A 22,339-nucleotide genomic window follows, 5' to 3' on the forward strand; every position below is an offset into this window, starting at 1 on the left:
TTTAAGGGTGTAGGCCCCTTTCCCTTTTTGCTGTCTCTTTACAATACATCGGCCGCCAATTGGGCTAACCTAGAGCGTTCTCCTTTGGTAAAAGTCACATGACCAGCCTCAGGATATTCTTTTAACTTTTCTACCACATAGGTCAAACCATTATTGCAAGAATCCAGATAAGGGTTATCAATTTGTTCTGGATCTCCAATTAATACAACTTTACTCCCTTCTCCTACTCTTGATATTATGGTCTTGATTTCATGTTTGGTGAGGTTTTGGGCCTCATCAATAATAATAAATTGTTGGGGTATACTTCTGCCTCGAATAAAGGTTAAAGGCTCGATCGCTATCTTTCTTAGCCCTACGAGTATATCTCCTGCCCCTCCCTTATAGTCCCCAAAAATATATTCTAAATTATCATAAATTGGTTGAATCCAAGGTTTTAATTTCTGATCTTTATCCCCGGGTAAGTATCCAATATCTTTGCCCATGGGTACAATGGGTTTGGCAACCAATAACTTCTTGTAAACATTTAGATCCTCAGTCTTATATAATCCTGCGGCAAGGGCCAATAGAGTTTTTCCTGTACCAGCTTTCCCCGTAAGGGTCACCAAGGGAATATCCTCATTTAATAATAATTCTATGGCCATTTTCTGCTGAAGGTTTCTAGGATGGATGCCCCAAACATCTTGGGTGGGAAAGGGCATGAGTCTCAATGCCATGGTATCATATTCATAATAGGTTACTGCAGATTGAGAGCCTCCCTCTTGATCCTTTAATATGATAAACTCATGGGGGTAAAAATCATACAACTCAAAATATTCTTCTGGTAGATTTATTTTTCCATGGCTATAGATATCATTGATTAGGGAGGAAGGAACCTCCAAAGTGATGTAGCCTTGATAATATTCTCTTTTGGGTACCATTCTTCCTGCCATATAATCTTGGGCTATAATGCCTAGGGCATGAGCTTTTACCCGCACCAAAATATCTTTACTGACCAATATCACCTTTTCAGCATCTTCTTGGTTTTTTCTTTCTTCCATGAGATTAAAGGCCACTGCCAATATTCTATTATCATTGGTTACCTGAGGGAAATATTCCTTTACTGCTGTTAAATGCTTGTGGTTGATTTCAACCTTTATGCATCCTCCCCCTTCTAAGGTAACTCCTGTTTGTAAATCCCCTCTTTCTCTTAGCTTATCTAATTCCCTTGAAACTTGCCTGGCATTGCGTCCCAATTGATTTTCTAATCTTTTTTTCCCATCCAATTCTTCCAGCACCACTATGGGAATGATGATTTCATTATCTTGAAACTGATATAGTGCATTTGGGTCTTCTAATAAGACGCTAGTGTCCAAAACAAAAGTTTTTTTCAATTTTCTGCCCCCTCAATATGCTCTTTGTTTAAGTGTATTCAAAAAGAAAAAATAACTTTCCTACTTTATTTTGGAAAGTTATTTAGAGGGCAAGGGATCTTCATAAAGATCCCTCGTTATTTCATTATTTTTCCTATTTATTGCCCATAGTTTTCTATTACTTTCTTTACCTTTGGCACTACATAGGCGCTTCCACCTTTGTTTTCAACTTGTTCTATCATCATGGTGACTAATATCTCTGGCTCATCGTGGTTGAAGGCAACAAACCATCCTAGTTCCTGGCCCTTTTCTTCCTTACTTCCCTTTAGTTCTGCCGTGCCAGTTTTCCCTCCCAGGGTAGTCCCAGGGATTTTTGCGGGATTGCCCGTTCCCTCTGGATTTTCTATTACCTCTACTAAATCATCTTTTATTCTTTGAGCGGTTTCTTTGGAGATAATTCCTTCTTTCCATGGTTTTGTATTCTCTAAGGTATCCTTTTTATTTAAAGTAGGTTGAAGGATGTTTCCATCGTTAATAAAGGTGGTATACACCATACTAAGATGGAGAGGACTCATGGATACTTCTCCCTGACCATAACCACTATCTGCCAGTTGTACATCTCCCTTTCCTAGGGACTCATCCTTAGCCAGTTGGGATGAATTTATCGAATAGGTAAAGGGAATTTTTTCTCCTATTCCAAATTTTTTGGTGCCCTCTATAAAGGCTTTCTTTCCTGTATTTAAAGCCGCTTGAGCAAAATAAATATTATCAGAATACACAAAAGCGTCTCTAAGATTCACTGCTTTACCAGGATCCTTTACCCGAGAGATATAATAATCTCCCCAAGATGAATCCTTACGCCATTGTAATCCGGAGATATTGACCTTTTCATTAGAATCAATAGCCTTTTCCTCTAAGGCAATAGCGGCAGTGATGGGTTTAAATACCGATCCTGGCGTATAGGTATGGGTAAAACGGTTTAATAAGGGTTTAGCAGGATCTTCATTCCAGTTTTCCCATTGTTCACTGGATAGGCCTAGGATAAAGGCATTTGGATCATAGGACGGACTATTGACCAAAGCAAGAACTTCCCCTGTTTTAGGGTGCATTGCTACCGCAGTACCTACTTCCCCCTGCATTTCTCCGTAAATGGATTCCTGAAGAGAAACATCGATGGTCAATTGTAGATCTTGTCCATCCTTATGTTCTTTTTGTGCAAGGGTTTCTTTTATCTTATTGTCTTCTCCAACAATATTTATTTTTTTACCATCTATAGCTCTTAATTGTTTTTCATAAAGAGATTCTAGACCACTCTTACCAATGATGCTATTTGAATTGTATTCTTCATCTTTTAATTTTTCTAGTTCTTCCTGATTGATGTTTCCTATATACCCCACGAGATGGGCGGCTTTTTCCTTTAAGGGATAGACTCTAGCTGATTGTCTTTGATTGGTGACTCCTGATAGTTGGGTTAATTCTTCAAGTTTTCCTTTTTCCTCGCTAGCTATAGCCCGAATAGGTACGAATAATTCCGGTTTTACCCAAGTTGCACTTAGTTTTTTATCAATATCTTCTACAGTAATATGCAATTGCTCAGAAAGTTTTTTCTTTACTTCTTCTTCCTGATCTCCAAGTTTTTCAGGGACAATGCCTATCATCTGAATTTGTCCATTGCTTGCAAGCTCGATATCGTTTCTATCCTTGATTATTCCTCTTTTGGCTGCAACGGTCTCTACTCTTATTTGATCATTTTTCTCCATTTGAGGAAAAATCATTTTTTCATCCCAACTTAGCCGCCAGCCATTTTCCTTTTCCTTAGTGAGTAGAGCCTGGTGGGAGTATTCAATTTTCCCGGCAAGGGTATCCATTTTCACAGTATATGGAATAATGAGGCGATCATCTTCTTTTTTGGTCTTCTCCTCTTTATTTATTTCAACTTTTATATTTTTTGCTTCAATTCCTCCAAATATGTTCTCATATCTTTTTATAAAATCTTCTTTAGATAGCTGTTCCTTTATGTCTCTAGTGAGTAAATCGTACATGGCACTATATTCTCCCTGTTGCCATTGGGAAAAATAACTTTCAAATATGTCTTCTGCTTTTGATGACTTTGAGCATCCTGTAAATATCATGATTACAAGTATAAGTAAAAGTAAAATAGTCTTTTTAAACTTCATCTTCTCCCCTCTTTCTTTATTGTTATATTTATTATAACATTGTAACAGACTAGCCCCAAAAAATATGAATATAAATTAATTATTTGGGAATATAAATAATTAATTTAATTTTTGATGCATTTTTCTTGTTTTATGTTATGATAAATCTAATCAACCTGAGAGGAGAGGGTTACAAATATGAGTTTTAAATTATTAGCAGATAGTTGTTGTGATCTAAATGGAGAGCTAGAAAAAAAATTAAACATTGACCTAATTCCATTAACAATAAGGGTGGGAGATCATAAGCTTGTAGATGATAAGAGTTTAGATTCTATGGAATTAGTTAAATTAATGAAAGATAGTCCTACTGCTCCCCAAACCTCTTGTCCATCTCCTGGAGATTACATGGAAAGATTTAAAAGGGCAGAAGCAGACAATATCTTTGTGGTCACCCTTTCCTCTGCTTTAAGCGGCTCTTATAATAGTGCTATGCTGGCAAAAAAGATGTTTTTAGAGCAAATAGGGGATAAGTTCATCCACGTTTTTGACTCTTTAAGTGCTTCCATTGCAGAAACTCTTATTTCCATGAAGTTACAGGAATTAATAGATGGAAATTTAGAGAAAGAAAGCATTGTAGAAAAGGCAAATCATTATATTTCTGAATTAAAAACCTTTTTCATTTTAGAGTCCTTAGATAATCTTGTAAAAGCAGGACGTTTGAGCAAGTTAAAGGGAAAAATTGCCTCTGCATTAAATATAAAACCCATTATGGGAGAGGATGGACATGGGAACATCAAAGAAGTGGAAAAGGTGCGCAGCTCCAAAAAAGCCTTTAGACGCCTAGTGGAAATCATCGGAGATCAAGGAGAAAAATTCGAAGATAAGATTCTGGGTATTGCCCACTGTAATGCCTTTGAAAAAGCCAAAGAACTAAAAGAGGAAATTCTTAAGCGTTATGACTTCAAAGATATTATTATTGTAGAAACAGCAGGTATCAGTACGGTATATGCCAATGATGGGGGAGTTATTATAGCCTTTTAAACAATAGGACCATGGAAATTTAATTTCCATGGTCCTATTGTTTCATTTGTATGTATTTTTTCTTATGATTTATACCTATCTGGAATTTCTTTATTCAAGAAAAACAGTGCCAATGTACCTGGGCCGGAATGGGAGCCTATGGTAGATCCTACTAGGGTGATGATAAACTCCTTACAACCTAATCTTTCTTTGATCTGGTCCATGAGAGCTTCTACTGCCTCCATATCATCTCCGTGACTTATTCCAATGGTTTGATTGGAATAATCTACTCCTCTTTCTTCCATAATGTCTACCATTCTTTTAATCACTTTTTTTCTTCCTCTAATCTTTTCAAGGGGAATTAATTTCCCGTCTTCCACATGTAAAACAGGTTTTATGTTGAGAATTCCCCCTACGAAGGCAGCAGTACGACTTACCCTTCCACCCCGATAGAGATATTCTAAATTATCTACGGTAAAGATGTGCTCCATATGGTTGGAAAAAAAGTGTATGGCTTCTACAATTTCCTCTTTTGTTTTACCTTTTTGGGCCATTTGGGCAGCATATTTTACAATCAAGCCAAATCCCATAGAAGCTGCCTTGGTATCAATGACTTCTATATCAAAATCTGGGTATTCCTCTAATACCTGTTGTTTTGCCATTACAGAGGATTGATATGTACCGGATAATTCTGAAGAAAAAGCGATATAAATGCAACTTTGCCCCTTTTCGGCATATTTACTAAAGATATCTTCAAATACTTGCAAGGGCACTTGAGCCGTTTTGTATTGGGTACCCTCCCGCATATTTTGAAATACCTCCAGGGGCTGAATGGTTTCCCCATCTATGTATTCTTTCTCCCCTAGATAGACCCTTAGGGGCATAACATCTATACTGTATTCTTGAATTAATTCCTTAGGTAAATCTGCCGCACTGTCAGTAATGATTTGAACAGCCACTCTATAACCACCTCTTTCCTCTATTTTCTTTATTATAATACAATCCTATGATGAAAAGAAGCAAAAAAGCAGAGTAATCCGTTGATTACCCTCTGCTTTGCAGATTTATATTTTTTCAGGTTCTGGATATTCTTGCCCAAATAATTCTACAGTTACCTTTTTCATTTTTTGTTCTTCTCTGGGACGATCTGCAAAATCCTTTTTTACATTTGCTATTTCATCCACGACTTCCATGCCCTCTATGGCCTTGCCAAAGGCAGCATACTGTCCATCTAAATGAGGTGAATCTTCATGCATGATAAAAAACTGTGAACCAGCAGAGTTAGGGTTTTGTGCTCTTGCCATAGAAATTACCCCTCTAGTATGAGTTAAATCATTATTAAAGCCATTAATTTTAAATTCTCCCTTAATTCCATATCCAGGTCCCCCCATTCCAGATCCCTGAGGGTCGCCTCCTTGTATCATGAATCCTGGAATAACACGGTGGAAAATTGTGCCATCATAAAATCCCTTATTTACAAGATCAATAAAGTTATTCACTGTATTAGGTGCTACATCAGGGTATAGTTCTACCTTGATTGTACCTCCCTTTTCCATTTCAATAGTAACCACTGGATTTTTAGTCAATATGATCATCCCTTCTTTTTCCCTTTTTATATTATAGCTATTGTTTAGATATGATTATAACATAAATTTGTCTTGATTTATTAGAATTATTTTTACAAAGCAAGTCCCAAAGGACTTGCTTTGTATCCCTATTGAGGAACCTTACATAAATTGATTTTCCTCTAATATAGAGGTAATCTCTTTTTCAGATACTTCCCCTTCATTAAAGTCAACTGTCACCGTTTGGGCAAATGGATCTACTCTTACTGCATTAACACCTGATAGTTCACCTATTTGTGTTTCAATACTTTGAGCTTTGTCCCGTAAATCATGGGGTATTTCAAAATTAGAAAGCTTAAATTTTTTTGCCTTCATCATCTCACCTCCTAAAAATAGTATTCACATTTACAAATATATTAATTGATATTCCACCGACTTTAAATAAATATAATTCCCTTTATTTTCTTGTTTATTACCATTAATTGATAGACTAAATTCTGAGTTAAGTTTTTAAAGTCTGGGAAAAATAGATTAAGGAATAGATATTGGAGGTTAGATTATGATCAATCTTACTGATGATACATTAACTATTTTGCAAAAAAAAGATAAATATATGCAAGAATTATTTATAGAAAAAGAATATTGGAAACAAAGATATGAAAGTTCCCAACAGCAAATAAAGTATATGGCAAAGTATTTGCCTAAGGATATTAGAATCCCAGAAGATTTTTAGGAGTGAAAACATGAAAATTCCTAATGAAATGACCGATAGCGAATTATTATTTCACTATATTTCCAATAAAAAACAATCCGAAAAGCTCTACTTAGCCAATAAAGAAATTGAAGAAGAAATGAGAAGTCGCTATGAAAAGATGATTTTAAGACATACCATTAATGATAGACAGGAGGAATGATAAGGTGTCTATAGATAAAAGATTTATTGTCAATTTGCAAGGAAAAGAATTTGTTACCTATGAAGGATTATTAGATACTGCCCATCAAAAAGGTTTAACAGGCATAGAAACCCAGATGGTAAGCTATGATCCCCAGGAACATAGAGCCATCTTTAGGGCTGTTGCCCACACCAAGGAAGGATCTTTCACTGGCTATGGGGATGCGGATACCACCAATGTCAATAGAATGATCTCTAGGCATATCATCCGTATGGCAGAGACTAGAGCAAAAGCCAGAGCTCTTCGTGACCTTACCAATATAGGAATGACTGCTCTGGAAGAACTAGGAGAGGATGATTCTTCATCAAAGGATGATTCCTCAAATATTATATCTGATGTGGAGGCTAAGAAACTAGAGGCCTTATTATCCAATAAAAATATTGATAAGGATAAAGTACTCGAATACTATCATGTCCCTGCCCTTAAATCTCTTACCAAAGGGAAAGCCGAACACCTAAAAAATACCCTTAATAGAAGCAAACAAAACTAAGCACTTGTTGATATCAACAAGTGCTTAGTTTTGCAATTTTACACGAAAATTTACTACCCTCCTAGGGTAATATCTTGATTTTCATACCAATCCAAAGCATTATAAAAATGTTCGGGTTTAAAGTCTGGCCAATAGTCCTCTATAATATAAAAATCTGAATAAATGGATTGTACAGGTAAAAATCCACTTAGCCTTCTTCGCCCACCCCACCTTAAAATAAGATCTACCCGTGAGATATCACAAGAGGCTATATTTTTAATCATTTGTTTTCCTAAAGCTTGGGAACACTGCCCTTGCTTATCTAAAGCATGACTTAAATCCCAATTCCATCCATAGTTTACTAAAAAATTAATTCTTATTTTTCCTTCCCCAAATTTTACAGGTTTGGTATAAGGAAGAAGTTCTTTGGGGAATAAGGGAGAGGAGGTATTTCCAATGACCAAAAGTTCAGCGTCTCTATGGGCCAAACTATTTACTGCATCTATACAGGCCTTTTGGAAGGCTGTGGTTTGCTGCTTTGGTCTCTTTGTATTGTCTTGGGTAAATCCATAAAAGGTAAGCTCCTTGACTCCTAAGTCCAGGCACATTTGATAAAGCTGAAAACCCGGATCAATACCATGGTCATATCCCTCTTGTTTTTCCATCCCCTGGGCTACTGCCCATCTTCTATTGCCATCAGGGATGACCCCTATATGCTGAGGTAATCGCTTAAATTTTCTCATAAATACAACACTCCTGCAATCATTTTGTAAAATAAGAAAGTTGATTTGTATGTAAGGGATCAAACTTTCTTATTATGATTATTCCACAGGAGTGTTATAATAAACCTACTTTATAAAATTTTCCAAGAATAAGCTAAAGGCAAAGTCATTATTCTTGCTCTAATTCATCCTCAAATTCTTCGTCCAGCATGGCGTCATATACTTCAGCTACCTTTTCAAATTCATCATCATCTTCAATAACAGATAACACTGGCCCTTCTTCAGTTTCTTGGTAGCCATAAATAAATACTGTTTCTTCCCCTTCAGGAAGCAAAACAATATAATCCTTTCCATCCACTTCAAATCCAACCACAATTTCGCATTCCAATTCACTACCATCTTCTAAAGTCAAATACATCATCTCAGCATCTTCATGATGATGATCTCCATGGCATTGGCACTCCCCATGATCATGGTCATGTTTATGATCGTGATCTCCGTTACAATTACAACCCATAAATACCCCTCCTTAAAATTGTTTTCTATATTATCCTTCTTCTTAAGGATATCCTATTATAAGTCTTTTAAAAACAAAAAAGCAAGGAATTTCTTCCTTGCATTATATATTTATCTTATGTATGGTACTCCCTCAGGGATTCGAACCCTGGACACCCTGATTAAGAGTCAGGTGCTCTGACCAGCTGAGCTAAGGGAGTGAAAATGATTCTTTCTCTCAATTACCTATTTATTATAAAATAAAACCTTTATTTTGTCCACAGGGAATCTGTGGAATGATTAGCAAATTCCCATAAAATTGTTAAATTCTTCATTATTTGGTATAATAGGCATAATTGTAATTTCTAACAGTATATTGATGAGCATAGGAGGAAGTATAAATGGATCAAAAAGAACAAAGCGTTTATGAAGTTTTAGATGAGTTAGGTATTGTCTATCAACGCCATGAACATCCTCCCGTATATACGGTGGAAGAAGCGGAAAAATATTGGGCAGATATTGAAGGTGTGCATTGTAAAAATTTATTTTTAAGAAATCAAAAGGGAAAAAGACACTTTCTCGTGGTATTAACCGATTCAAAAAAAGTAGATTTTAGTCGTTTATCTAGTTATGTAGGTGGAGAAAAACTTAGCTTTGCCTCGGATAAGCGCCTCACTAAATATTTAGGATTGGAAACTGGAGCGGTTTCTCCCTTTGGCCTCATTAATGATGAACAGGATGCGGTTGAGGTATTGATTGATAAGGATTTAAAAGAAGCTGATAAAATAAACTTTCATCCCAATGTCAATACAGCAACAGTGACCATCAGTGGGCAAGATTTTGGGAAATTTTTAGATTGGACAGAGAATTCGGTTTCTTATATTGATATTTAGAAAATAATGAGGGCAGATGGATAAAGCGATCCATCTGCCCTCACTAACATTCACTTCTATTTTTTATTCTGTCATATACTTGTTCACTAACTCATAACATCTATCTTTTGTTGATTGGTAAAGGGATGAATGATAGGCAACAAATTCAAAGGTTCCACCCTTGTATTGGGAAGCTTCTTGATCTGCTAAAGCTTCTTTTTGTTCTATCCATTTAATTTGTTCAGTTTTTAAATTTTTCATTGTTTCTGAGGACAACTGCTTTTTTAATAAAGCATAGATATCATTTAAGGCTTCATCATACATATCATAGGATTTTCCGTAGAAACTGCGCATAGCATTTGTTGCTCCAGCATCTGAATCCTTTTTTTCTGGTAAGGTATCAAGTTCTTCTTGTATGTCATCTAATCTTGTCAGAAATTCTTTTCTTCCTTTTACTTTTGTTATTGAATTTGGTGTGTTGCTTTCCGAAACATTTTCATTTGCTTTTTCATCAGATTCTCCATCTGGCAGAGCTGTTTTCCCTGTATCATCATCTTTATTCAGATTATCTTCTACTTGCTGATTTTCTCCTGTTTCACTTGCAGACTCTTGATCTTTTTTACTATCTTTTGTACATGCTACCAATGTGAGGATTGATAATGCTATGACAATAAGAAATACAATTTTTTTATTCTTCATGAGTAAGCTCCTTTTGATTTTTTGTCATTACATTTTATCCTAACATAATAACAGTCCAAAATTAAGGAGTTTTTTTCTACTATTTTGTGAACATTTTTATCAAATTCATATAGCTCTACTGATACAAGAACACACAAGAATCCAATAGATTATGCTGAAAATATATGCTTAAAGTTATTCTCTAAATGCTGAAATAGCTTTGGCGTAATATCTTTGTATGTTAAGTTAGATGGCAATGTTTCAAAACATTCTATTTTTTCCATTTCACTTTCGGGTAAGTCATTTAATTCCTTTATCTCTGCATAAAAGACCATTCCATTAGCCCATGAAGTTTCATCGCCAGCCCAATAATCAAATATGGGTTTTATATCAAATGAAGTAGCACCTGTTTCTTCAAACAATTCTCTTTTAGCAGCATCCAAGGGAGTTTCACCTAACTCTATATGTCCACCAGCGGTTTCCCATGTCTCTCTCTTTTTATGTCTACACAAAACCCATTTCCCATGGTACTTTGCTATAATGACTACATATTTATAATTCTTTAAATCGTTTAGTTCATAGGCTTTACAATTCATAGCGTTTCCCCCACTTAAGTATTATCTTTCCTATACACTCCCCTACCCTTAACGTTCTATCTCTAAGTTACTAACATCTATTTCTACTTTCCAACCTGTCCTCCCTAAATTGAAATTTCTTTAAATTTTTTCACAAAAACCTTATACACAAGATGTCTTGCAAGAAGATAAAGAAGGAAAAATATACCTGATATAAGAATAATCATTGTTTCATTTTTGGCCTTTACCACCATAAATATTCCATATATACCAAAGCCTATAACTACTCGTAAAGCCAAGGAAATCATCACATTCATATTGTTTTTCACTGCCGCAGTGGGATGGGTCCAATTCAACATCGGTCTAAAAATATTGATCACAATATCCACAGTGGCTAAAAATAGGGTTAAAGAAATGGTAACCACTATGCCTAAAAGAATATCCATGGCCGAAAGATCCATAATAAACATACTGCCTATACCTAATAATAATGAACCAAATAAGTTTAAAATCATGGTAGTGATTACCCGATAGCGAAGATTATCCTTCAAAGAAATAGGTAAAACTTTGGTCTCCCAAAAAGCCTTTCCTTCCCTTGTAATCGCCGTAGCAGATATATTGCTAATGATAGCAGGAGAAGATAATACCCCTGCAAATATAAGCACTCTATAGGGGGCTAATAAAGGTGAATTTAAAGCCTCTATAGATGTTTCTCCTGTAAACATACTTATTCCAAAAACTAATACGGGGACCAACATATTCAAAAAAGTATTGAGAAAAAATGTGGGATTGGAGGTAATAATGAAAAAATTTCTCCTAATGAGTTGTAATCCTACACTTCTCTTTTTATAATAAATGCTTCCTTCTTTTATGCTTACACTACCTTCTTGACTAAAGGACATCATAGCCTTTCTATAAATGGCTTTGGATAGACCCTGTAGAAGCAAAACCAGAATAATGGTTATTCCTAAAAACAATATCATGTCTACAAATGAACCCTGGACCATATTGGTAAGCCATAGACTAGGGGGGAAGGGTTTCCCCACTGCCTTTAATAACCCCTCTGGTTGGGCTAGTAATTGTTGCATCCTTTCTGGATCAGACTGAAATCTTGACAATATTAATTGCAAGGCAACAATGAAAAATAGAAAAAGGATACTTCCCAATATGGAAAATAAATTCCTCCTTTTGCTTCCCCCCACCCATCGCATAATAGGTAAAATAATCAAAGTGGCAATGGTTAGAGGTAATATAGGCGAAACAATAAAGGCAATAAGAGATAACAAAATCAGTAAAATATTCATTTCCTGATTTATGGTGTAGATTGCTAAAGCTGGTCCAAAGATAAATGCACTCATCCCTAAAAGATAAATATAAATCGCACTTAATTTTGACAAAACTATTGCACTTTCTTTTATAGGTAGGGAAGATAAAAATGTAATGTCCTTAGAATAAAAAAAGATAGACATGATAAAAGGTATTGCGGCAAATAACATAGCAATCACAGCACCTATATAGGCAAGGGTAACCAGTATTTGAGGATAACCCACCATGGCCAAGGGAGTATAAAGACTCTGGGATAATTGAATGGCAGGAAATAGTAATAACAACCCAACCACTATAAAAAGTCCTTTTCCCAGTATTCCTTTTTTCAGATTTAGTCCACTCTGGTATCGACTAAAAAAATCCTTTAATTGTAATTTGGTTAAAGACATAAATTTATTCATCTTTGGTCATCTCCAAGAAAATTTGTTCTAGCGTAGCATTGGTATTTTTCTTAATATTTTCTGGGGTATCACAGGCTATTAATTTCCCTTTATTAATTATGGCCACCCGATCACATAGATTTTCTACGACTTCCAACACATGGGAGGAGAAAAATACTGTGCCTCCATTATTACAATGTTCTTTCATGACATCCTTTAATATTTTTGCTGATTGGGGGTCTAGCCCTACCAAAGGTTCATCCAATATAAATAGTTTGGGATCGGGAATTAATGCGCCTGAAACCAGTAGTTTTTGTTTCATTCCATGGGAAAATGAGTTAATGGGTTGACCTAGGGCATGGTCAATTTGAAAAGCCTTAGTAAATCTTTCAATCCTTTCCCTTCTTTGCTCTACTGCTACATCGTACATATCCGCAATAAAGTTTAAATAATCAATGCCCTTAATGGCATCAAAAATAGCTGGATGATCAGGTACATAAGTAAAATTAATCTTGGCTCTTAAGGGGGATTTATCTATATCTACGCCATTTATAGTAATTTCCCCTTCCGAGGGAGAGAGAATACCTGTAATCATCTTAATGGCTGTGGTTTTACCGGCTCCATTGGGGCCAATAAATCCCATGATTTCTCCTTTTTTTACTTCTAAATTTAAACTATCCACTGCATTTTTCTTATTATCATAACTTTTACTGACATTTTTTAAAGATAGCATCTTTGAACCTCCTCCGACTTTATGTATGCATCTAATTTGCCCTTTGGAAAATCTTCCATTTTATTCTATTCCTTTCCTCCTATCATATCAATAGATTTTGCATCATTTCAATAGAAAAATTAAGATAATTTCTATTACTTGCGACATAAAAAAGCATCTGGTTTTTGTAAGGAAAAACCAAATGCTTTCACTTTATTTCTTGAAATCTATTTTATGGTCTATATATGGTTTACAAGGTTCTAGCCTATCCCTTGGGCCTGAAGATCAAGGAGGCAATAAAGGCAAAAATAATAGCTGCCGATACCCCGGCACTGGTAATATCAAAAACTCCTGTCAGAACTCCGACAAAGCCATCTCTTTCAAACTCCATCATTGCTCCCTTTAAAAGGGCATTACCAAAACTACTTATGGGTATACTTGCTCCTGCTCCTGCAAATTTAATTAAAGGATCATACCAACCCAAACCTCCTAATATAGCTCCTGCGGATACAAAACTAGTCGTAACGTGGGCAGGGGTTAACCGAAATACATCAATTAAAATTTGACCCAGTACACAAATACCTCCACCTACCACAAAAGCCCAAAAAAATTTTTCCAAATTTGTCACTCCTTTCTACATTTCTATGGATACTGCATGGGCTATACAGGGGATAGTTTCCTTTTGCTGATAGGAAAGAGGGGAGAGCAAAGCCCCAGTGGCTATAATTAATATTTTTTTCAGTTCTCCCCTACGCATTCTATTGAGAAGATGTCCATAGGTAACTGTAGCAGCGGATGCACATCCACTGGCTCCTGCAAAGACTGGTTGGTCTTCTTTGTATATTAACATTCCACAATCTGTAAATATTTCTGGCGGAATAATCAATCCTTCCTTTTCCAATATTTCACTAGTAATCTCAAATCCAACACTGGCTAAATCCCCTGTGGCAATTAAATCATAATCTGTAGGCTGTATATTTAAATCTCGAAAATGTGCTCTAATCGTATCTACAGCTGCGGGCGCCATAGCTGCCCCCATATTCATGGGGTCAGTAAGTCCCATATCTACGACCTTCCCAATGGTAGCATGGGTAACCTTAGGTCCCTTTCCCTGTTGAGCCACTAACGCTGCTCCTGCCCCAGTAACCGTCCATTGAGCTGTAGGAGGTTTTTGGATCCCATATTCAGTGGGATAACGAAACTGCCTTTCTGAGGTACCATTGTGACTAGAAGTAGCGGCTAGCACATAATTGGCTGCCTTACTATCCACGATTAGGGATGCTAGAGCTAGACCTTCCATAGAAGTAGAGCAAGCCCCAAATATTCCTAAATAAGGTATTCCCAATGTACGGGCAGCAAAGCTGCTATTTGTAATCTGATTAATTAAGTCACCGCTAATTAAAAAATCTATATTTTCTTCTTTTAAATTGGCTTTTTGTATGGCTTTTTGACAACATTGTTCCTGTAGTATTTGCTCGGCTTTTTCAAAACTATCCTGTCCCATCCATATGTCATCATTAATCACGTCAAAATCCTGTGCTAAGGCTCCCTGTCCTTCAAAGGGTCCACCTACAGCAGCCGAAGAAAGAATAACAGGTTGGGAATCAAATTTCCACGTTTGCTTTCCTACTAGCATCTACATCCCACCCAACTTCATAATTGTAATTTTAATAATCGCCACTACAAAGGCAGAAAATACCCCAAATACAATAACTGAGCCTGCCAACTTGAACATATTTCCTCCTACCCCTAAAACATAACCTTCACTTCTATGTTCTATGGCCGCAGAAGTCATAGCATTGGCAAAGCCTGTAATGGGTACAACTGTACCTGCCCCTGCCCATTGGGCTATATGGTCATAAACCCCAAACCCAGTAAGTAGCATAGCAATAATAATGAGCACCGCTGAAGTGGGACTGGCGGCAGTTGTATCTGTAAAATCAAAATATGTTGTAAATATCCATGTTATAAATTGACCTAGGGTACAAATTAATCCTCCAGATACAAAGGCCTTGAGACAATTTTTCAATATCGGCCTTTTAGCCTCTTTGACTTTTGCAAATTCTTGATATTGCTGTTGCTGCGCAGTTAAATTATTTTTTTGTTTATTTGCCATTATTTCACCCTCTAATCTTGTCGATATAATTTTATGCAATAATGATGAAAATCTTAATATGCTGTTATGCACCTCCAATAATCTAAATAGTAAATATATGACCTTGAGAGTTATTTTCCCCAGTTTTTCTAAAATAATGCTATGACGGCATAACAAAAGCCTTCTAAACTTTGTTAGAAGGCTTGATGATTATAAATTTCTTTTATATTTTTTAAATATTATTTTTAATATCGCCCCAATAGGGACAGCTAGAATCATACCGGGAATACCAAAGGCTAGACCACCCACAAAAACCAAAACAAAAATCATAATAGGGTTAATTCCAAAGGCTTTACCGAGGATTTTAGGTTGTAAAATCCAGTCATCCATTATCTGTAAAAGAATGACTACGGCTAATGCCCATAATGCCTTTTTTAGATTGGTCAAAATTAGTGTTGTCCCCACCACAAGAATGGCACTTAGCAAAGGGCCAATATAGGGAATAAGATTTAATCCTCCAATAAGTACGCCCATTATCCCACTATAGGGAATTTTTAAAATCCAAAGCATTCCCCAGGCTAGTGCTCCTAATATTAGTGCAATGGTTAATTTCCCTTTAAAATAGGTGAAAAATACATTTTTAATTTCTTTAAATAGGCTATCCCTATCATTATTTTTTCCTTTAGGATATTCTTCAGGTTTATTCACTTTAATTTCCCTCATTTTTAGTTTATCATTTCATATTATTTTATGCTATGGGAAAGTTATTCTTGCTAACAAGGAAGTAAATTTTCCCATATCACTAGGGCGGCGATAGCCACTGTCTTGTGAAATTTATCCTTAGCTATAGATTACTTAAATATTACACTATTCTCTTCTCTTTTTCCATATAAGGATTCATAGCAATAATTAATAATATCGCTTCTTTTTATAATCCCGATAAAAATTCCTTGATCATCTACTACAGGAACAAAGTTTTGATTGATAGCTGAATAAATGAGATCCCCAATATTTGAATCAATAGATACTGGAACATTATCCGCATGTCTAGGTACGTCCTTAAGAAGTATCTTACTGGTATTCATAAAATTTAAATCCGGTGTATTTTTTAATTTCCATAACAAATCCCCTTCGGTTATGGTTCCTACATATTTACCTTTCCCATCAATTAATGGAATAGCTGAATAACGATGGTACTCCATTCTCTCCAATGCTTGCCTCATAGTGGAATCTGGTGTTTCATAAATGACCTCATTTTTGGGAGTTAGAAAAAATATCACATTCATAGCCCTGCTCCTTTCTTACGTCAGACTGATTGAAATCATTCCCTCTACTTGTATTCTAATCGATTATCTCTTTTATACAAAATCTCTTCTCTACTAATTTTATACCTATTAGATTGTACTATATTCATATAACTAATTTGTGAGCAATATGTAAAATAAAAAAAAAGAATGATTACCCTAAGGAATCATTCTTCTGTGCGGGGAGTTAGCTTTTTAGAAAAACTCTCTATTAATGGAATGGGGCTTAAGGACAATCCAATTAATAAAAATAAAAAACTGATAAAAACTAAAATAAATCTTACCATTTATTCCGACTTCCTTTCTATATTCATTCTCCCTATCATTATTTACATATTGTTATTTTTTTAATCCTCATTAACCTTTATAAATATATTATTCCCATGATAAAATAGAACGAAACAAAGGAAAATCCCCTAGGATTTATACTCCCCTTTTTAACTTGTACATATAAGGGGTATATAATATAATATGAATGTTCTAGACTTTATTAGAATAGGAGGGAATAATTGTGGACAATAATCAAATTTATATTCCACATCTTACTAGCAGATTGCGCAGAAATTATGTGAGTGTACCGCCCATTATTCAAACTGCGTCTGGTATAAATATCTTCGGCAAGACAATACGTTCTCTTATTTTCACCACTGATGTAGCTATTATTGAAAATACCAATGCGGATGCAGTCATTGCTGTATATCCTTTTACACCACAACCATCTATCACCCAAGCTCTTTTAACAATAGCAGATATACCCGTTCTTTGCGGCGTAGGGGGTGGGCTTACCCAAGGAATACGCTCAGCGGATATTGCACTACATGCTGAATTTCAAGGGGCTTTAGGTGTTGTAATGAATGCGCCTACACCTAATGAGACCATTCAAGCGGTGAAAGAAAGAGTGGATATTCCTGTTGCCATTACTATTGTTTCTGAGCATACCAATATCCAAGAAAAACTTGATGTAGGAGTGGACATGCTTAATGTAAGTGGAGGCTCTAAAACGCCCAGTATTGTGACAGCTATTAGAAAGAGTTTTCCCTATATACCCATTATTGCCACTGGAGGAAATACTGAGGAGTCTATCAAGGCTACCATAAAGGCTGGCGCCAATGCCATTAGCTTTACTCCTCCATCTACTGCAGAACTATTCAAAGAAAGAATGGAAATCTATAGGGCAGAAGAAAATGCAAAGTATAACAAATAGATATATTCTATCTCTAGCTACAAGTAATATCTACTAAAAAATTAATCCATACAGTAATTTTGGCTAATAGAAATTTATTTTTTTATTTGGAGTGATAGAATGTTAGAAGAATTTAAGAAATTTATTCTACGAGGTAATGTACTTGATCTTGCAATAGGAGTGATCATAGGCGGGGCTTTTGGGAAAATTGTATCTTCCCTGGTAGATGATGTGCTTATGCCTGTCCTAGGCATATTTATGGGAGGAATTAATTTTACAAATTTAAAATGGCATATTAGAAATCCCAATGGGGATGTGGTGTCCATATCCTATGGATCCTTTATTCAATCTATTGTAGATTTCTTGATTATTGGCCTTTCTATCTTTGTATTTATAAAACTTATTAATTCCCTTCTTCACAAAAAGGAAAAAGAAAAGGAAGAATCCCCCAAAGTACCTTCTCCAGAGGAAGAATTATTGATGGAGATTAGGGATCTGCTTAAGGATAAAGTATAAAGATTATAATAAATAACAAAAGCATGGCTTATGCATAAGCCATGCTTTTGTTATTCATTATATGGACTTTGTTCATCTTCCAACAATCACTTTTCCCTCCACGAAGTGCAAATCAGTTATTGTTTTTTGGTTCGCCTGTATTTCTATAAAAAGCACTATGATGGGCAGACATATTCCCATTACCTCCTTTAATCTCAATTAAGTTGGTTATATTTCTGCTCGCATCAAAAAATCAAAAGTATTTTATGATGCATTATTTCTTGAAATTATACAATACTAAGAAAAGAGGAGGTGATAAAATGGTAAATTTAACGCAGAAGGAAAGAATGCTTTTAGAAGATCAAAAGAGTCATGAGGAATTGTGTATAAAAAAATATAATGATTATGCAAATAAAGCACAAGACCCTCAGCTTAAACAATTATGCACAAGCCTTGGTCAGCACGAACAGCAACATTTAGATACCATTAATAGTATACTTAGCGGCCAAGTCCCTAATATGAACCAACAGCAACAGGGACAACAAAATCAACAACAAAATCAGCAAAACATGCAGAATATGCAAAACCAAAGTGCTTCAGGAAGCGGTATGCCCAATGCAAGTGATGCTTATCTTTGTAACGACCTTTTGGCAACAGAAAAATACGTTTCCGGTACTTATGATACCACGATTTTTGAATGTACACAAAAGGATATTAGAAATGTATTAAATCATATCCAAAAAGAAGAACAGGAACATGGGGAAAGTATCTTCAACTACATGCAAAGTCATGGAATGTATAATCCTCAATAAACAACTTTTTAAAAGGGGCTGGGCACTAATTATTTTTAGTGTGGCAGCCCCTTTTACATGGATTTAATACTTTTTCTTATTTTTAATTCACAAGGTATGACTACTTTTTTAGGAATTTTTCTATTTCCCTTTATTCTCTCCAATAATAATCCTACAGCTGTTTCTCCCATAAATTCTGTATGAACTTTTATGGTGCTTAAAGGAGGAGTTAAATATTTTGCTGTGGGTATATCATTGAATCCCATAATACTGATATCATCAGGGACTTTAATATTTGATTCATAGAGGGCCTTCATGGCTCCAATGGCTAAAGAATCATTGCCCAAAAAAAAGGCTGAAGGTAGTGGACCCTTTTGAATGGCTTTTTTTATGATTTGATAACCATAGGCAGAATTAAACTGACCAAAATAAACATGTTCAGGATTATAAATTCCCTTTTCCTTTACAAATCTATGATATTCTATTTCTCTTTCATCCTCTATTAATTCTTTTTTGCGTCCAATATATTCCCTTCCCCCAATATAGCCTATTTCCCTATGTCCACTATGGTATAAATACTCTAAAGCCTCTCTTAGGGCATTCTTGAAATCTATGACTACAGAATCGAACTGCTTTTCATTAGGAGAAAAATCCACGAAGGAAATATTCTTAGAATAATACATAAACTCCTCAATATCTTCTTTGCTAAATTTCCCTACGGCTACCACACCATCCAAATCATTTAACTCATTGATTCTATATCGATCATCTTGTTTAAAAATAGTTACCATTTCAATTTTTCTATGAAAACATTCTTTTTCAATTCCCCGCCTAATGGATAGGTAATAGGGATCTCCCAATTCCTCCTCTTGAGAATACCAGTGTAACAATCCAATCTTGATAAGTTTATCCACAGCTCTGGATCTTTGTTTTGGAGTTTTATAATCTAAATCCTCTGCTACTTCAAGAATACGTCTTCTTGTTTCGTCAGCTACAGAAAGACTGGTATCAAAATTCAATACTCTAGATACTGTAGTAGGGGAAACCCCAGTAATATTAGCAATGTCTTTTATCGTAGCCATACCTTTCTCTCCTTTAATATTTAGCCTCAAATAAGGTAAAGTTCTCTGTAGTGCTGGTTAAATTCCCACTTAACCAACACTACAGGTTAAAATAATACATTCTCACAGAAAAATTCCCTATGCAACCTTTTATATCTAACTATCCTAATTCGTTAGAATTCTACTTTTCCATAATCTTACTTCCGTAAGGGGAAATCGTCCTATTTTCAAAAATAATTTCTTGGCTAGTATGGTTATTTATAAATAACCATTTCTTGTGATTATACTCTCTCTCATATACTTCTAAACCTTTAGGGGATTTGATATGGACTATAGACTTTTCATGAATAATTTTATCCATAATGGACTGCAATGTATCCTCATCTATAGCACCACCTATATAATACACTTTGCCTTTCCCATAGGAATTCTCTGTAATACAAGCTCTGTTCCCATAGAATTGATCATCATAGCCATAGAGCACCCTTGCATTTTCTGGAATAATTAAATCCCTCCAGAAAGAACAAGTGCCCTTAGTCCCCTGGAATTCTTCTTTTCCTATAATGTTCACATAATGATTTGGTGGAAGGGGCTCGCTTTCTTTTATGGTAATACCCGTCATTTCCCCAATAAAGCAGGGAAAAACATTTTTAAAATGAATGTTATTGTCTCTGTCTCTTATGCCTGCTCTGAAGGAATAAACTATAGTACCCCCTTGCTTTACAAAGTTTTCAAAGGCCTTCCCAAGCTTTTCATCAATCATTTGCATAACGGGTACAACTAAAATCTTGTATTTTGTAAAATCTTTCTCTGTGCTTATGACATCTATATTGGTATTTCTCACATAAAAGGGCCTGTATAATCTTAATAATTCCTTAGTAAAATCAAAAGAGGGGGATTGTCTCTGATGGTTCCAAGACCATATATTATCATAACTGTACAAAATAGCAATATCCGATTTTATTTCACTACGAATTACTTCTTGATATTTTTGGACTTCGTTCATAAAGGATTGCACTTCTTGATATTTTCGGCCTTCTTCATTGTCATGGTCTATAATCCCTAAGCAAAACTGCTCTGCTCCTTTGGTCATACTCCGCCATCTAAAAAACAATAGATTTGCACAACCATGGGCCATGGCCTGATATGCCCACATTTTTGCTTGATTGGGCCGAGGTAAATAGCCTATAACATCGTGTCCTTGGGCTCCCATAAGTTCTTCCACAATCCAATAGTTTTTGTTTTTCAGCCCCCTCATAAAATCATGAGCCATAGCTATCTGGGCAGGTTCTAAGGGCTTAGACAATCCTCCCCATACGGGGTAATTATCATAGGATACAAAATCCAATTGGTCTGCTACTTCATTATGATCATAAAACTTTTCAAAGAACCCACCCGCAAAATTATGAGTGATTTGTTGGTGTTCCCCTTTTAATTGTCTTACGAAAGCTATTTGCATTTTAGCGTATTCCTTAATCGAAAAAGATCTAAATCTAGACCAATCCAATAAAAGACCGGGATTATGGATAGTAATGGTATCTTTGGGAATGGGAATTTCATCAAAATCATTATAAGTCTGCCCCCAAAAGATAGTGCCATATCTGTGGTTGAGTTCCTGAATAGTTTCATATTTTTCCTTTAAAAACTCTTGAAACTTCCTATGACATTGTTCACAATAACACAGGTCACTTCCTTCATGACCAAATTCATTGTCAATTTGCCAGGCTATAATGGCTTTCTCATTTCTGTAGTGGTGAACCAGTTTTTCCACAATTTTTTTCGTATATTCTTGATACCTATCTGAATGGAAACAATATTGTCTTCTCCCACCAAATACTCTTTTATTGCCTGATTTATCCTCTGATAAAATAGATGGATATTTTTTTGCTAGCCAGGCAGGAAAAGTGGCTGTGGGCGTTCCAAACATTATGTTTATATCATATTGTTTTGCCTTTTCCACTACCCCATCAAAAAAGGAAAAATCATATTGTCCTTCCTTTGGCTCCATTAGGTGCCATGCAAATTCTCCTATACGAATAATATTGGCCCCCATTTGTTTTATCCTACCGATATCTTCCTCTATTCTATTGGCCTCCCAATGTTCGGGATAATAATCCACACCCAAATACATTTCAAAT

Annotated in this window: 26 protein-coding genes and 1 tRNA gene; 8 read left to right on the top strand and 19 right to left on the bottom strand. The window is 35.5% G+C overall.

Going from position 1 to position 22,339, the window contains the following annotated elements; all coding sequences use genetic code 11:
• Positions 1-38: 38 nt before the first annotated feature.
• A complete protein-coding gene (locus NSA47_RS05850) occupies positions 39-1,370 on the bottom strand; it encodes a PhoH family protein (protein WP_257529986.1) in 1,332 nt (443 codons plus the stop codon).
• Positions 1,371-1,507: 137 nt separating this feature from the next.
• Positions 1,508-3,526 carry a penicillin-binding transpeptidase domain-containing protein gene (locus NSA47_RS05855; protein ID WP_257529987.1) on the bottom strand — a complete coding sequence of 673 codons (2,019 nt, stop codon included), beginning with the start codon at positions 3,524-3,526 and terminating at the stop codon, positions 1,508-1,510.
• A gap of 177 nt (positions 3,527-3,703) precedes the next feature.
• Here NSA47_RS05855 and NSA47_RS05860 point away from each other — a divergent pair, with 177 nt between their 5' ends.
• A complete protein-coding gene (locus NSA47_RS05860) occupies positions 3,704-4,546 on the top strand; it encodes a DegV family protein (protein ID WP_257529988.1) in 843 nt (280 codons plus the stop codon).
• A gap of 62 nt (positions 4,547-4,608) precedes the next feature.
• Here NSA47_RS05860 and fakB read toward each other — a convergent pair whose 3' ends face one another.
• From fakB to NSA47_RS05875, 3 genes are all read right to left on the bottom strand, one after another.
• The gene (gene fakB / locus NSA47_RS05865; protein WP_257529989.1) at positions 4,609-5,484 is read right to left on the bottom strand and encodes a DegV family protein; all 876 of its coding nucleotides are present in this window, start codon (positions 5,482-5,484) and stop codon (positions 4,609-4,611) included.
• A gap of 105 nt (positions 5,485-5,589) precedes the next feature.
• Complete coding sequence (locus NSA47_RS05870) at positions 5,590-6,111, bottom strand: peptidylprolyl isomerase (RefSeq protein ID WP_506323673.1); 522 nt, start codon at positions 6,109-6,111, stop codon at positions 5,590-5,592.
• 141 nt (positions 6,112-6,252) lie between these two features.
• Positions 6,253-6,465: a heavy-metal-associated domain-containing protein gene (locus NSA47_RS05875; protein ID WP_257529990.1), complete on the bottom strand. Its 213-nt coding sequence runs from the start codon at positions 6,463-6,465 to the stop codon at positions 6,253-6,255.
• Positions 6,466-6,649: 184 nt separating this feature from the next.
• On the opposite strand from NSA47_RS05875, the gene NSA47_RS05880 reads away from it, so the two are divergent.
• The 3 genes from NSA47_RS05880 to NSA47_RS05890 are packed head-to-tail and all read left to right on the top strand — an operon-like array spanning position 6,650 to position 7,533.
• The gene (locus NSA47_RS05880) at positions 6,650-6,823 is read left to right on the top strand and encodes a hypothetical protein (protein ID WP_257529991.1); all 174 of its coding nucleotides are present in this window, start codon (positions 6,650-6,652) and stop codon (positions 6,821-6,823) included.
• Positions 6,824-6,833: 10 nt separating this feature from the next.
• Positions 6,834-7,004 (top strand): hypothetical protein, encoded by a 171-nt coding sequence (locus tag NSA47_RS05885; RefSeq protein WP_257529992.1) that lies wholly within the window; start codon positions 6,834-6,836, stop codon positions 7,002-7,004.
• Between the two features lie 4 nt (positions 7,005-7,008).
• Complete coding sequence (locus NSA47_RS05890) at positions 7,009-7,533, top strand: hypothetical protein (RefSeq protein WP_257529993.1); 525 nt, start codon at positions 7,009-7,011, stop codon at positions 7,531-7,533.
• A gap of 53 nt (positions 7,534-7,586) precedes the next feature.
• Here NSA47_RS05890 and uppS read toward each other — a convergent pair whose 3' ends face one another.
• From uppS to NSA47_RS05905, 3 genes are all read right to left on the bottom strand, one after another.
• Positions 7,587-8,255 carry a polyprenyl diphosphate synthase gene (uppS, locus tag NSA47_RS05895; RefSeq protein WP_257529994.1) on the bottom strand — a complete coding sequence of 223 codons (669 nt, stop codon included), beginning with the start codon at positions 8,253-8,255 and terminating at the stop codon, positions 7,587-7,589.
• A gap of 148 nt (positions 8,256-8,403) precedes the next feature.
• Positions 8,404-8,751, bottom strand: a complete 348-nt coding sequence (locus tag NSA47_RS05900; RefSeq protein ID WP_257529995.1) for a DUF1292 domain-containing protein — start codon at positions 8,749-8,751, stop codon at positions 8,404-8,406.
• A 122-nt stretch (positions 8,752-8,873) separates the two neighbouring features.
• Positions 8,874-8,950: transfer RNA gene (locus NSA47_RS05905), tRNA-Lys, on the bottom strand.
• A gap of 180 nt (positions 8,951-9,130) precedes the next feature.
• Here NSA47_RS05905 and NSA47_RS05910 point away from each other — a divergent pair.
• Positions 9,131-9,622, top strand: a complete 492-nt coding sequence (locus NSA47_RS05910; RefSeq protein ID WP_257529996.1) for a prolyl-tRNA synthetase associated domain-containing protein — start codon at positions 9,131-9,133, stop codon at positions 9,620-9,622.
• Positions 9,623-9,685: 63 nt separating this feature from the next.
• On the opposite strand, the gene NSA47_RS05915 is transcribed toward NSA47_RS05910, so the two are convergent.
• The 9 genes from NSA47_RS05915 to NSA47_RS05955 form a co-directional block, all read right to left on the bottom strand.
• On the bottom strand, positions 9,686-10,300 hold the full coding sequence (locus tag NSA47_RS05915; RefSeq protein ID WP_257529997.1) for a lysozyme inhibitor LprI family protein: 615 nt from the start codon (positions 10,298-10,300) through the stop codon (positions 9,686-9,688).
• A 149-nt stretch (positions 10,301-10,449) separates the two neighbouring features.
• Complete coding sequence (locus NSA47_RS05920) at positions 10,450-10,875, bottom strand: NUDIX hydrolase (protein WP_257529998.1); 426 nt, start codon at positions 10,873-10,875, stop codon at positions 10,450-10,452.
• Positions 10,876-10,979: 104 nt separating this feature from the next.
• Positions 10,980-12,581: a hypothetical protein gene (locus NSA47_RS05925; protein ID WP_257529999.1), complete on the bottom strand. Its 1,602-nt coding sequence runs from the start codon at positions 12,579-12,581 to the stop codon at positions 10,980-10,982.
• Positions 12,574-13,293, bottom strand: a complete 720-nt coding sequence (locus NSA47_RS05930; protein ID WP_257530000.1) for an ABC transporter ATP-binding protein — start codon at positions 13,291-13,293, stop codon at positions 12,574-12,576. Before NSA47_RS05930 ends, NSA47_RS05925 begins: the two co-directional genes overlap by 8 nt.
• Before the next feature lie 244 nt (positions 13,294-13,537).
• Positions 13,538-13,891 carry a stage V sporulation protein AE gene (gene spoVAE, locus NSA47_RS05935; RefSeq protein ID WP_257530001.1) on the bottom strand — a complete coding sequence of 118 codons (354 nt, stop codon included), beginning with the start codon at positions 13,889-13,891 and terminating at the stop codon, positions 13,538-13,540.
• A 15-nt stretch (positions 13,892-13,906) separates the two neighbouring features.
• The gene (gene spoVAD, locus NSA47_RS05940) at positions 13,907-14,908 is read right to left on the bottom strand and encodes a stage V sporulation protein AD (protein WP_257530002.1); all 1,002 of its coding nucleotides are present in this window, start codon (positions 14,906-14,908) and stop codon (positions 13,907-13,909) included.
• Positions 14,909-15,388 (bottom strand): stage V sporulation protein AC, encoded by a 480-nt coding sequence (gene spoVAC / locus NSA47_RS05945; RefSeq protein ID WP_257530003.1) that lies wholly within the window; start codon positions 15,386-15,388, stop codon positions 14,909-14,911.
• A gap of 189 nt (positions 15,389-15,577) precedes the next feature.
• Complete coding sequence (locus tag NSA47_RS05950) at positions 15,578-16,075, bottom strand: AI-2E family transporter (protein WP_257530004.1); 498 nt, start codon at positions 16,073-16,075, stop codon at positions 15,578-15,580.
• A 143-nt stretch (positions 16,076-16,218) separates the two neighbouring features.
• Positions 16,219-16,653 (bottom strand): CBS domain-containing protein, encoded by a 435-nt coding sequence (locus NSA47_RS05955; RefSeq protein WP_257530006.1) that lies wholly within the window; start codon positions 16,651-16,653, stop codon positions 16,219-16,221.
• 526 nt (positions 16,654-17,179) lie between these two features.
• Here NSA47_RS05955 and NSA47_RS05960 point away from each other — a divergent pair.
• From NSA47_RS05960 to NSA47_RS05970, 3 genes are all read left to right on the top strand, one after another.
• Positions 17,180-17,875: a beta/alpha barrel domain-containing protein gene (locus NSA47_RS05960; protein ID WP_373370311.1), complete on the top strand. Its 696-nt coding sequence runs from the start codon at positions 17,180-17,182 to the stop codon at positions 17,873-17,875.
• A gap of 99 nt (positions 17,876-17,974) precedes the next feature.
• Entirely contained in the window at positions 17,975-18,370 is a 396-nt protein-coding gene (gene mscL / locus NSA47_RS05965; protein WP_257530010.1) for a large-conductance mechanosensitive channel protein MscL, read from the top strand.
• A gap of 299 nt (positions 18,371-18,669) precedes the next feature.
• Entirely contained in the window at positions 18,670-19,161 is a 492-nt protein-coding gene (locus tag NSA47_RS05970) for a spore coat protein (RefSeq protein WP_257530012.1), read from the top strand.
• Positions 19,162-19,214: 53 nt separating this feature from the next.
• Here the strand turns inward: NSA47_RS05970 and NSA47_RS05975 are convergent, their stop codons facing one another.
• Positions 19,215-20,222: a LacI family DNA-binding transcriptional regulator gene (locus NSA47_RS05975; RefSeq protein ID WP_257530014.1), complete on the bottom strand. Its 1,008-nt coding sequence runs from the start codon at positions 20,220-20,222 to the stop codon at positions 19,215-19,217.
• Positions 20,223-20,382: 160 nt separating this feature from the next.
• Positions 20,383-22,332: a beta-galactosidase gene (locus NSA47_RS05980; protein ID WP_257530016.1), complete on the bottom strand. Its 1,950-nt coding sequence runs from the start codon at positions 22,330-22,332 to the stop codon at positions 20,383-20,385.
• Positions 22,333-22,339: the final 7 nt, after the last annotated feature.

Origin of the sequence: Irregularibacter muris (assembly GCF_024622505.1) — a bacterium.
GTDB lineage: Bacteria > Bacillota > Clostridia > Eubacteriales > Garciellaceae > Irregularibacter > Irregularibacter muris.